The 12,527-nt window shown below is 39.2% G+C and carries 10 protein-coding genes; 6 read left to right on the plus strand and 4 right to left on the minus strand.

Annotated elements, in window-relative coordinates:
• Window positions 1–94: 94 nt before the first annotated feature.
• Window positions 95–667 (plus strand): Uma2 family endonuclease, encoded by a 573-nt coding sequence (locus tag CAL6303_RS22435; protein WP_015200121.1) that lies wholly within the window; start codon window positions 95–97, stop codon window positions 665–667.
• Window positions 668–730: 63 nt separating this feature from the next.
• Here CAL6303_RS22435 and CAL6303_RS22440 read toward each other — a convergent pair whose 3' ends face one another.
• Both CAL6303_RS22440 and CAL6303_RS22450 read right to left on the minus strand, forming a co-directional pair.
• Window positions 731–1,558 carry a hypothetical protein gene (locus tag CAL6303_RS22440; RefSeq protein ID WP_015200122.1) on the minus strand — a complete coding sequence of 276 codons (828 nt, stop codon included), beginning with the start codon at window positions 1,556–1,558 and terminating at the stop codon, window positions 731–733.
• A gap of 662 nt (window positions 1,559–2,220) precedes the next feature.
• A complete protein-coding gene (locus tag CAL6303_RS22450) occupies window positions 2,221–4,947 on the minus strand; it encodes a CHAT domain-containing protein (RefSeq protein ID WP_068972683.1) in 2,727 nt (908 codons plus the stop codon).
• A 592-nt stretch (window positions 4,948–5,539) separates the two neighbouring features.
• On the opposite strand from CAL6303_RS22450, the gene CAL6303_RS22455 reads away from it, so the two are divergent.
• From CAL6303_RS22455 to CAL6303_RS22475, 5 genes are all read left to right on the plus strand, one after another.
• On the plus strand, window positions 5,540–5,875 hold the full coding sequence (locus CAL6303_RS22455) for a hypothetical protein (RefSeq protein ID WP_015200124.1): 336 nt from the start codon (window positions 5,540–5,542) through the stop codon (window positions 5,873–5,875).
• A gap of 58 nt (window positions 5,876–5,933) precedes the next feature.
• Complete coding sequence (locus CAL6303_RS22460) at window positions 5,934–7,214, plus strand: glutathionylspermidine synthase family protein (RefSeq protein WP_015200125.1); 1,281 nt, start codon at window positions 5,934–5,936, stop codon at window positions 7,212–7,214.
• Window positions 7,215–7,407: 193 nt separating this feature from the next.
• On the plus strand, window positions 7,408–7,683 hold the full coding sequence (locus tag CAL6303_RS22465; protein WP_015200126.1) for a hypothetical protein: 276 nt from the start codon (window positions 7,408–7,410) through the stop codon (window positions 7,681–7,683).
• Window positions 7,684–7,878: 195 nt separating this feature from the next.
• Window positions 7,879–9,168, plus strand: coding sequence for a glucose-1-phosphate adenylyltransferase (locus CAL6303_RS22470; RefSeq protein WP_015200127.1), 1,290 nt, complete (start codon window positions 7,879–7,881; stop codon window positions 9,166–9,168).
• Between the two features lie 574 nt (window positions 9,169–9,742).
• Window positions 9,743–10,750: a DnaJ C-terminal domain-containing protein gene (locus CAL6303_RS22475; protein ID WP_015200128.1), complete on the plus strand. Its 1,008-nt coding sequence runs from the start codon at window positions 9,743–9,745 to the stop codon at window positions 10,748–10,750.
• Between the two features lie 86 nt (window positions 10,751–10,836).
• Here CAL6303_RS22475 and CAL6303_RS22480 read toward each other — a convergent pair whose 3' ends face one another.
• Both CAL6303_RS22480 and CAL6303_RS22485 read right to left on the minus strand, forming a co-directional pair.
• Window positions 10,837–11,568, minus strand: a complete 732-nt coding sequence (locus tag CAL6303_RS22480) for a Uma2 family endonuclease (RefSeq protein ID WP_015200129.1) — start codon at window positions 11,566–11,568, stop codon at window positions 10,837–10,839.
• A gap of 254 nt (window positions 11,569–11,822) precedes the next feature.
• Window positions 11,823–12,368, minus strand: a complete 546-nt coding sequence (locus CAL6303_RS22485) for a peroxiredoxin family protein (RefSeq protein WP_015200130.1) — start codon at window positions 12,366–12,368, stop codon at window positions 11,823–11,825.
• Window positions 12,369–12,527: the final 159 nt, after the last annotated feature.

Here is a 12,527-nt window from a genome sequence, read left to right on the forward strand (position 1 = left end):
CTTTATCCTAGCTCAACCTGGTGCATCATAAAGTTGGAGAAACCTTAGAATAAGGATGTCAATCGGTCGAATTTACACTGTCTATTGATGCATCATGATTTTACAAACCCAAAATCAAATGACTTTGGAAGAGTTCCTCAACCTTCCCCCAGGTGAAGGAGATACCACTTACGAACTCGTCGATGGTAAAATATTTCCAAAGATGTCTCCAAAATTTCATCACTCTAAACTTACCCGCACATTCATTAAGATTATTGAAGAATGGAGCCAAGAAAGGGGGGAAGTATGTCCAGAATGGTCTATTAAACTAACCCGCCAAAAACGAGATTGGGTTCCAACACCAGATCTTTTATATATTTCCCACGGGCGTTTACCAGCCAATTGGGATGAAAACACCGCATGTCCTGTTCCTCCCGACTTAGTAATTGAAATTATCTCACCCGGACAAACCTTTGGGCAAATGATTGCCAAAGCCAAAGACTATTTAAATGCTGGAGTATCGAGGGTTTGGGTGGTAGATAGTCAAGCTAGAAGCATTACAGTATTTTATCCCGATGCAGCCCCACAAACTTATATGGGGGATGAGTTACTTGTAGATTCGATATTTCTGGGATTGGAGTTTCCCGCAGAAACAGTATTTCAAATGGCAAAGATACCTAAATTGTGAACCAAACTCGATATTATTGCTAACCAGAAAATCTTAGCAAAAATAAAAACTTTATAATCTATACTAATGACTCAAATTGAGAAATTGCTGAATAGAAACAACTGTTTGATGGTAATCGCTAGAATACCACCCCTGTGTTAGGGCAATATTTTCTCCAGAATTCAATTTAATATTGATTCTGTGTACATTTCCCATGCCACTATCACTTGTTTCAATGTCAATTGCGATAATTTCATCTAGAGAATGCTCCACTACATCGTAAATGCGTAACCATCGCTTCCGAGTTAGTGTAAAGTAATTACGATTACGATCAAACACACAGTTGGAATAGCATTCATTTCCAAAGATCGTAGCAAAAATTAAAGTCAGAATAAACCATCCAGTAATTACTGGCAAAACACTATCTGTCACTCTATTGCGAATATCTATTGTTTTTACTTCAGGGTTAGCAATAAATTGATTTATTTGATTAGCGATCTCGTCCATCTCAGATTGAGCGCTGAAACTACCTACTAAAAATAGAGTAAAAGGGATTTTAATATCATTATCAAAACTGAATTTGCTCAAAGGATCCTGAGTTTTCCACAACCGCAAAGCTACCCCATAATTATAATTTCCTGTTTCTTGATCAGGCTGATTCGATCTAATTACTTCGGCAGTTTTTAAATCAGATAATTTAAAGTTTTGTTTTTCATGAATTATCAAAGATGAACGCACAAGTTGACAATTTCCTTGTTTTTGTTCTAACCTCTGACAATTTATTCTCGCTTCTCCTATGGTTAATATCAAAGCAATTATTGATATGCTATTACCTAGTAAAAGAGTTACCCAAAATATAGCAGATGTTGTTTTGACTTTTAATTTTCCTGTATCTAGATACTGAAGTTGCATAATTATCCTAGATATTGCGATGTGGGAAGGACTCGAAATGATACTTATAGCCTTTTCGACTCTGATGAAGTACAGAAGCACCCCTCCCAATAGACGCGTAGCAGCTTCTCTTTGAGTACCCTCCCCGCTAGCCTACGGTGTACACACAAGTCTTTTGGAGTTGCCTCCCAGGCTTTTCGATCCCCCAACCCCCTACCTCTTACCCTGCGGGAACACCTACGGTGAACAGAGCGGCTGAGGCTATGCCGTTGGCAGGCTGAGTGCTTCGCACACGCCAAAGGCGAACGCCTTTCTGGAATGCCCGTAGGCGCAGCCGCCCTGAAAGGGCTAGGGCTATACGCCACACCCGCCGTAGGATGCCCGCAGGGCTGTAGGGCGAACGCCAAGAAAAAGGGGGCAGAATACCTCTCAAAGTCCCCTTTTTTAGGGGATTTAGGGGGATCTACGATGATTTTGATTTTATACAGAGATGTGTCTACACCGTAGCCCCACTAGCGGGCGGGTGGGGTCTATTCTATGTGATTGGCAAACGCTATATGTAAATAATACCAAGGGTGAATACATGTCTACACTCTAATACTAATAAATACCAATAGAGACGCGATACATCGCGTCTCTATGGTGTTAGGAAATAAGGTAAAATGGTTTTGTGGGTTTAATTCTTAAACCCAATTTCCCAGAAGTACGTATGCTCCCCAATAATAGGGTGATTTATACTTGGGATCATTCAGAACACTTAGTTGGGCACGACGTAAAGCTTCAGCTTTAGATACTCTACTTTTACGAGACTCACTAAGTTCCTCATAAAATTTACTCATTAAGGTAGCAGAAGCTTCATCATTGACTCTCCAGAGGGTGGCTATGGTACTACGAGCACCCGAACGAACCGCCACGCCTGCCAGTCCTAGGGCTGAACGAGCATCTCCTGAGGCTGTTTGACAGGCGCTTAGAACCAAGAGTTCAAGGGATTTACTACGGGATAATTCTACTGTTTGCAGAACACTACTGAGATCCTTGACGTTGATTTTTTCATCCCAAGTTAAGATGAAAGTCTTCTCTGCCTGGGAACTAAATTGAGCATGGGTAGCTAAATGCACAACTGGAAAAGGTGCAGATGCCACTTGAGCTTGGAACGCGGCTTTGGTAAATTTATCGTTGAGTAGGATTTTGCTAGGAATTTCTGATTCAATTTGCTTAACTTCCTTGATAACACTGGGGAGTGATGAGAAGTTGAGACGCGAAGCACTCAATCCTCCAACTAAAGCTCCCAGTTTTTCTTGTTTAGGCGATCGCGGTGCTAATAATTGTAGTCCAGGTGTGAGGGCGATACTATACTTTTCGATCAGGTATTTTTCGCCATCATGGAGGGCAGAAATAGGAATACTTCTGAGGGAACCATCCAAAACTAACACCAGTGTTTCAACTTTGCTGGCTGCTAATTCTGGGGCTGCGGGACGTATAATCAGATCGTACATCTTTTGAAGATCTGGCAGAATTAAATCCAGGGCATTGGCTTGATTTAATCCTCCGCGAACATCGGCTGCAAGTTTATTTACAGCATCGGCTTTGATGTCTGTTTTGTAATAACGAAACTCGCGTTTTTCGCCACTTTTACTGCTTGTGGGTAATTTTGGTAAACTGACGATTACTGCTAGTTGATCCTCTAGAATAATTGGGTAAATTACGCCTGCTTTTTCATCAACTTGATCAACTTGTTTAGGATCAGCATTTAGGCAAGCTTCACGGAAAAAGTTATCTAGTTCAACTAGTTGCAAACCTTCAATGATGTCTCGCGCTGTTTTCAAGTTGTCTTTTTGTTTGGATTCTACCAATAACCTCACAAGTTGACGGTGAATTGGTTCTACGGCATCGCGGAAAGAGAACTGAACATCAGGACTAGCTGTAGCTAAATCTGCGCGTAGAGACTTGATGGTATTGACGGCTTCCCTGTATGCTGCGATCGCATTTTCATTTTTTCCCTGTTCTTTGGTGACTCTCCCTAACTGCCATTGCCATAAATAGGTGATATCTTCGGCGTTAATTTGCTGGGATAGTTGCATTGCTTGTTGGGTGAGCTTTTCTGATTCTGCCCATTGCCCTGTTTCTTCATAAATACTACCCATAGTTCCCAATACATAGGACTCTGTACGGGGATTTCCTAATTCTTTTGCCTGTTTGGCTCCTAGTGCCAAGATTTTAGCAACATTGGGTAATGATGTGAGGGTTTTATCCTTTCTATAGATCCGCATTGTGCTTTGTGCCAGATTTACCCTAGCATCAATGCTAACAATGCTTGAAGGTAAGGCATCCACTTCTGTTTGCAGTTGGGGAAGTAGCTCTTTGGCTGATTCTAGCTGATTACTATCTATGAGTAAACCCAGTTGGTTTAGTCGGGCTTGAATCCGAATATTTGCGGGTGTGGTGGGAAACTCTGCTAAATTTTGATACAGGGTTGCTGTTGGTTTAAAGTTAATGGGGGCAAGAGTACCATCATCTAGAATTTCGTCAAAATTAATTTGAGCGCGGGAAAGGTTTCCTAAACTCAGATTATTTAAAGCTATGGTTTTTGGTATTTCCAGCTTTTGCGCGATCGCTAAACTATGTTCTAAGATGATTTTGGCTGCTTTAAACTCTCCAATTACCCGCAGGGAATCTCCCAAGATATATAACCCTGTAGCGTTTTCCGCTGATACTGGAATTACCCTTAAAGCAAGTTTAAGTTTTCCAGGTTCGGCAACCACATCTGTATTTACATCCAACGGCAGATTGAAGGTTTTTGCTAAAAAATCAGCCGCTCTTCGGTAAAGTCCCAGGCTTTGTAAAGCTTGTGCCTGCTTAATTTTACTGGTTAAAACCAACTGAGGTTGTTTCTGCTGAGTATAAATAGCTGTCACCCTTTCCCAGGTTTTTAGGGCAATCTCTGGCTTACCTCGTGATAATTGTAACCTTCCCTGAATGTCTAAAGTTTGTACTAGTGCTGATGTATATTCAGGTTTTTGACTTTTATTAGTGTCTAATAGTTTAATACTCTCAGTAATTGTACTTTCAGCATCATTCCAATTTCCTAACTGTTGCTGACACAGGGATAAATTGCTTAGACTTAAAGCCTGACGAACAGGGTCTTTTTTTTGCTGATACTGTTGTGCAGCTTGTTGGAAAAGAGTAGCTGCCTCATTATACTGTCCCTGGTTGTAAAGCGATCGCGCTTGTTGTTCGAGGGATGAACTAGATTGATTTTCAACAATCGGGGTTGCAGTTTGAGGAATATCAGAAATTTTAGCAAATCCCGGTGAAGTAATACACAGCAAAGCAGTTACCAACATCGGCAGAGCATACTTAGTAAACCGACGATAGGATATTCTCAAATGTGAAGTTGAAAATTTTTTCATATTTATATTTTCTGATGGAGTCCAGTTTTCGGCTGAATCAGAATATAGGGTCAATTTAGCCTTAAACTTTCTATTTCTAGCTAGCAGACCCAAATTTTCGGTAAATTTTGCCTACTCTAAGTATACATATCACCATTTACGGATAAAGCAACGAGTTTGTTGCTTTTTTTCAACAAGCACTCACATACGGAGGAAGGCAGATCCTTTTCATCCATCAGAATTTTGATCTGTATAAAAAGACTTCCAATTAAATAATTATCAACAGTAGGGGGTACCCCGATGCCTATGCGTCGCCAGTTTTGATTTGGGACGGCACGTTTTGAGAGTCGGATGATCACATCATTTATATAACTAAAGATTACGCACAAATATTAAATACTTCAGTATTTTCTCTAGATCATCACCTACATATTAATAAAATAGACAGTAAAGACATATTGCGTAATTAATTACCGTAGAGCAGAAATCCTATTATCACTAATTTTAGTTCTAGTTCCACATATCAAGCTGTATTATTTTACTTTCCAATTTGGATTCAGGTAAAATAAATAAATTTATACAATTTTATACTTATTTAATACTGATTAAACCTATGCAACTCAAGCCTAGCTTACTTCAACTAACTGTCATCATTATGATCTTATCCCTAGTTACATCATGTACAGGGAATTCTAACAATCAAGCAGATTGCAACAATCAGTCACAAACAGTAGCAACTAACTCTCAAGCAGGAAAAGTTGCTAATAAACAACCCAATGATTGCCCACCTAATTCTAATAGTGGTAGCAGCAGTACTGGAAATCGCTTTCGCAGTTCCGGCAGTAGTTCATCTTTTGGTTCTGGGGATTCTGGGGATTCTAGTAGATCTTCAGGTAAGGTTCGTGGGGGATTTGGGAGTTTTGGACGCGGTGGTTCTGGAGGTGGATAAACTGGTATGCTAATTTGCCAAAACTATCAAAAATATAAATAATCAATCAAATAAAAAAATGAATTCCTCTAAAAACATATTTAATAGTCAACAACGCAAGCGCTTATTTCAATCATTAAAAATGGGCTGGTATGATGTTTGTCCAATTGAAGAAGGAACCGGAATTCCTTTGAGTGAGAAAACTGTTCCCTACGCATTATATCACTGCCAAAAAATTCAACAGCAAACCATCCATGACATTCGACAAGCATCAGTGGCTGTAGGTAAAGTTTTAAAACGTACTTGGTCTATCATTAAATCATTAGATGATCAAACTTTAGAACAATATGGATTTCCCAAAGAAAGCATTAAATTAATTAAAAATGACATATTGACACCATTTTGTATGCGTTTAGACTGGTGTTGGAATGTAGAAACAGGTGTCAAAAAAGTTATCGAAACGAATCCCCAAACACCTAGCTTTTGGTTTGAATGTCACGAAGGAAATGAGAAAGTAGCCCACCATTTTGGCTATCAAGCACCTGTGATGAACACCCAGCAAATTTTAAGTTTTTGCTTGGAACAAAATATTCAAAAAGCCGCGAAAATTATTAATAAATCAGTGGCTGATTGTAATGTAGTGTTTACAGCTTTGAATAATGCCGAAGACTTGGGAACTATGAAATGGTTAAGTCGGCATTTTTATCAAAACTCTGTAACTATACCTCTAGAATTCATCGGAATTCAAGATGGAAAATATCTTTTAGATCAACGTACTGGAAAACCTATTGATATCTTATTTATGTGGTATCCCATAGAATGGGTAATTAATGATATTGATGAAAACGGTCAAGGTTTGTGGACAGCTTTAGAAGAGTTAATTTTGAAAAAGAAAATTGTTGTAGTAAATTTTGCTTCAGCATTTGCCCTGCAACCTAAAAGTGTCTTTGCCCTAATTTATGATTTGGGACTGGATTTTTTTAATGCAGAGGAGGCAGAAACCATTATCAAATTTTTCCCAAAAACTTCATTAGATCCTAATAATATTGGTGATACCTACTTTGCTAAACCAATATTAGGTAGAGAAGGGGAAGGAGGTTTCGCGGTGAAAGCTGGTAAAATTGCTTTTAGTAGCCCAACTAAAGATGATTGGTATCGGCAACAGCAATTGGTTTATCAAGAGTTATTGGAACTACCCAAATATGAAATCGGTGAAAATTTGATGACAACTGTTTGGGGTGCTTGGTTATATAACGATGGAAATGATGAATTTATCGCTGGTGGTGTAGGAATGCGAGTATCGGATAGCGAAATTACTGATAATTTAGCTTATTGGTGTCCAATTGGGTTGGATAAGTAAGCAGAAATATTTACATTCATTGTGAGAAAAGCGAGGCAGTTCTAAACCTTGCGTAAAGCCTACGGCATTCAAGAGTTTATTTTGGTCTCTACGATATTACTTCCTTAGATAGTATGACCGGGGAGATAAATTTGATAAATTGTTACTAGGACAAGTATATCGCTTGTCTTTTTACATCCAAGGTATAAAATCTATGAATTATCAAAAACTCGATGCGGCTTTGGCAATGGCAGTTAACCAGGTTGAAGATCCTCAAGAGGCAAACTTAGTTATATTTCTCCACACCCAACAGCCTTTGGATGAAAATGCGATCGCGTTTCTCCAAAAATTAGGAATCAACAATATTACGGCAAACACAAATGTATTTACAGTCACAGTATCTCTAGATACAATCTCGGAGCTATCACAGCAAAGTTGGATTCAATACCTCAAGCTCTCACAAAAGCTACATTTGAGCAGAAAAATCTAAATTTTTTTAACGAGTAAGCTGGGTTACACTTAAGATAAATTATACAATCAGCAATTTTTTCAAAGTTTCCATAACACAAATACTACAAGCACTCACCATAGAGAAATATCAGATAAATTCCCGATCCCCCTTATCACTGGCTCCAGAGCATCCTAAACTGAAGGTGGAGTTGACAGGCAGTCGGGAGAAAGAACAGTGAAAAAAACGTTAGCAATTATTCTCGGCGGTGGTGCAGGTACCCGCCTCTACCCTTTAACAAAATTACGTGCAAAGCCTGCGGTTCCTGTTGCAGGAAAATATCGTCTCATCGATATCCCTGTCAGTAATTGTATAAATTCGGAAATATTCAAAATTTATGTTCTGACGCAGTTTAATTCAGCCTCGCTCAACCGTCACATTGCCCGTACCTACACCTTTGCTGGTTTTAGCGAAGGCTTTGTAGAGGTTTTGGCAGCACAACAAACACCCGAAAACCCCAGTTGGTTCCAAGGTACAGCGGATGCTGTCCGTAAATATATCTGGTTGTTGGAAGAATGGGATGTTGATGAATACCTGATTCTTTCCGGTGATCACTTATATCGCATGGATTACCGTTTATTTGTCGAACGTCACCGCCAAACCAATGCTGACATCACATTATCGGTAATTCCGATGGATGAGCGTCGAGCTTGGGATTTTGGTTTAATGAAAATTGATGATTCTGGTAGAATTATCAGCTTTAGCGAAAAACCCAAAGGTGAAGCGTTAAAGCAAATGCAAGTTGATACAACAGTTTTGGGATTAACAAAGGAGCAAGCCGAACTCCAGCCCTATATCGCTTCGATGGGGATTTACGTATTTAAAAAAGAAGTTTTGATCAAGTTGTTGAAGGAGTCCTTAGAACGGACTGACTTTGGTAAAGAAATTATTCCTGATGCCTCTAAAGAATACAACGTTCAAGCGTACTTATTTGATGGTTACTGGGAAGATATTGGAACCATCGAAGCCTTTTATAATGCCAACTTAGCATTAACCCAACAACCATTACCACCCTTTAGTTTTTACGACGAAGAATCACCAATTTATACACGTCCCCGTTATTTACCACCAACAAAACTTTTAGATTGCCAAGTTACCCAATCCATGATTGGTGAAGGATGCATTTTAAAGAATTGCCGCATAGAACACTCTGTGTTGGGAGTGCGATCGCGTATTGAGTCGGGCTGTATTATTGAAGATTCCATGATTATGGGTGCCGACTATTATGAAGCATTTGCAGAACGGCAATGTAACATCGAACATAATAATATTCCTGTTGGTATCGGCACAGATACCATCATTCGTCGCGCCATTGTTGATAAAAATGCCCGCATTGGGCATGATGTCAAAATCATCAATAAAGACAATGTTCAAGAATCTAACCGTGAAAGCCAAGGATTCTACATTCGTAGCGGGATTACTGTAGTTCTCAAAAACGCCATTATTCCCGATGGAACAATAATTTAACAGTTAACTGTTAATCTTAGTTTCCCAGCTTTTGAAATGCCCCAGGTTAAAGCCTGGACAATTGTACGAAGCCTGGTTTTACAGGCTTCGTACAATTGGTGATAACATTCTCAACTATTGATTAAGAAACTGGGGTGCTTCCCTAATGACTAATGACGCTACTGATCATAAAAAATAGTATTTCAGATGCATCTCCAGATCCATACTTTTTTAGGATCAACTACAGAAGGTTTTGATAGTTTAATTTGTGGTTCGGAAATTGCCCAGATTGTGATGGGCAAAAACCACACTTGAATTCCAGCTAATGTTTGTTAGCTTAAGTTTGTTAGCTTAAATTTGTTGAAGTAATTATCGGGATTGAAAAACAGTTGTTTTCTACAACAAATCCGGAAAAAGCAACCAGACAAATTTATTTTGACAAATAACTACTTATATGCATGTGCTTAAGTATTAATTATGTGTTGATACCGCTGTTGAAGCCAGCCATAAGCGAAGCACTAAACTGGACGTATTTCAAAAATGCGTCATTTGCGTCTAAAAAAATATAAAAGTAATTTCTACAGGAGGCTGATCTATGGCTTCAACTGACTACAAAGATTATTATTCAACATTGGGAATTAACAAGACTGCTAGCCAAGATGAAATTAAACAAGCATTTCGCAAGCTAGCGCGAAAATACCACCCTGATGTTAATCCCGGAAATAAGCAAGCTGAGGCGAAATTCAAGGAAGTAAATGAGGCTTATGAAGTCTTATCAGACCCTGAAAAACGTCAAAAATACGACCAATTTGGTCAATATTGGAAACAAGCTGGTCAAGGTTTCCCGAATACTGGTACTGGTGCTGGTGTTGATATGGGTGGCTTTGACTTTAGCCAATATGGCAGTTTTGACGACTTTATTGGTGAATTATTAGGTCGTTTCGGTGGTAATCCAGGTTCCCGTGGTGGACAACAAAGTTATTCCTACCAAACTTCAACTTCTAGGCAAGCTGGTTATGGGGGGTTTAATGATTTTGGCTTTCAAAACCCAGGAGGAAGCACCACCCAAGATAGTGAAGCATTAATTTCGCTTACTTTTGGTGAAGCATTCCCAGGAATTGAAAAACAACTCAGTTTAGGTGGAGAAATCATTAAAGTTAGAATTCCCGCAGGTGCGAAAACAGGTAGTCGCTTGCGAGTGCGGGGAAAAGGACCAATTAACCCGATGAATCAGCAGCGGGGAGATTTATATCTCAAAATAGAATTGAAACCACACGCATTTTTCCAACTTGAAGGTGACAACTTGACATGCGAGGTTCCTATTACCCTGGATGAGGCAGCATTAGGTGCTGTGGTAGAAGTGCCAACACCGGATAATACTACAGCTAAAGTTAATATTCCCCCAGGAATTCGTTCTGGGCAATCACTAAGGTTGCGTGGAAAAGGTTGGGTTTTGAGTACAGGTGGGCGGGGCGACCTTTTGATTAAAATAGCGATCGCATCCCCTAAAGAAATCACTCAACAAGAACGGGAATATTACGAAAAACTTCGTGATATTCGCACCCACAACCCCCGCAGTAATTTGGAAAATGTCAGGTTGTAAATAAGAAAACCCTCGTAAAGACGTAGCAGTGCTGCGTCTGCATCTCAAAGTCTAATGTTCTCCTTACAATTGCGTAAGTCCTATATCTAATCAGGATCAATTCCCCGCGCTTTCAACAAAGCTCGTAATGCTTCTAACTCAGCTTCCGCATTTTCAGCCCGTTGACGTTCCTCTAATAAGCGCGATTCAGCATTTTCAGCCCGCTGACGTTCTTGTTCAGCCCGCTGACATTCCTGTTGTCTAAGTTGATCCAATTCTAAATAACTCAAAAACCTCTGTCCATCAGGACGAAATATTTGCAGATTATTATCCACCAACTCAAAGCGTATCCCCAAACGTGGACTCACCCAACCCACCATCTGCTCAATTTCTTGCAACTCATCCTCACTACGCAACCAACCTGTTAATTCTTCAGTATCTGGGTCATATAAATAATATTCTTCCACCCCATAACGCTGGTAAAACTTGTATTTAGCAATCATATCCTTAGCCCTATTTCCAGGAGAAAGGATCTCAAACACAACTTGAGGGGGAATATTGTCTTCTTGCCACTGAAGATAAGAACCCCGATCACCTTTAGGTCTACCAAAAACTACCATCACATCAGGTGCTCGACGATTAACATTATTACCCTCAACCGGATACCATAACAAATCACCAGCCACAAAAACATTTGCATCATCAGCAAACAGTAAATCCAAGTTCTTTTTAATTAACACAATTAACTCAAACTGCTTGGTATTATCTGCCATTGGCTGTTCGTCGCTATCGGGGTAGATGATATTGCTTTGGCTGGAAGGAGGCAATTGTGTAACCATCTGCTGTACTCCTGTTGCTATGTGCTAGTTTATCAGTTGATCAAGTAATTAATGATTAAACTTCTAGTTTCTCATATCCACTGCTTATTAAATAACTAGTATATAGCGGTTTTCAATCTTTGTGAAAACCACTCATTCTACTCCCCTTACCTAACATGTAAGGTGTTTGGGATTAGGGTCAGTGTAGTGGATGTACCTAAAAGCCACTATCTCTCAACATGAGATAAATCTCAAGAGTTAAACCATGATAACTATTAACTGTTAACTGTTAACTGATTTAATAATCTCTCCACGCTGGCATTATGATCTAAGAATGAAAATAAGTGTCGATAGAGTAATTTCCCGTCTTTAGCTAATAAAAACTGTGCAGGTAGTGGCGCTCCTAATGCTTGTCCTGTTTGATATTTACGAAATATATTGCAATTAGGATCGCTCAACAATGGCATTTTCAATCCTAAGTCCCTAACAACGATTTTACTTTGCCGTTCATCGGTGCTTGTAATCATGAAAACTTCGATTCCCTGTTCGATAAACTTCTCGTAGTTTTCATTCAGTGATTTAATATGGGGATAGCAAAATGGACAATATTGGTGTTCTGTAAAAATTCGTGTAAAAGCTAATATAACTGGCTGTTTATCTCGATATTCTGATAATTTAATTGACTGGTTATTTCTAATATCTGGTAATTGAAAGTCTGATGTTAAAAACCCAATTGGATGCTTATTAGTAGCAGGAATCGGTAAAAAATTTCGGAAAAAGCGTTCGTTAAATAAGCCGTTAATATTAGTGGAAAGTGCCATATTAGTTAGCTCAGTTAATTAAAATAAAAATTTGAATGGAATCACATTTATTTTACGGCAGTGCCTGGGGGCGGCAAAATTTCACCGCTAGTATTAATTTAGGACTTACGCAATTTTAACAAGAACAGCAGATTTTGAGATTACTTCCTCACGTCATTA

Source organism: Calothrix sp. PCC 6303 (genome assembly GCF_000317435.1).
In the GTDB taxonomy this organism is placed as follows: domain Bacteria; phylum Cyanobacteriota; class Cyanobacteriia; order Cyanobacteriales; family Nostocaceae; genus PCC-6303.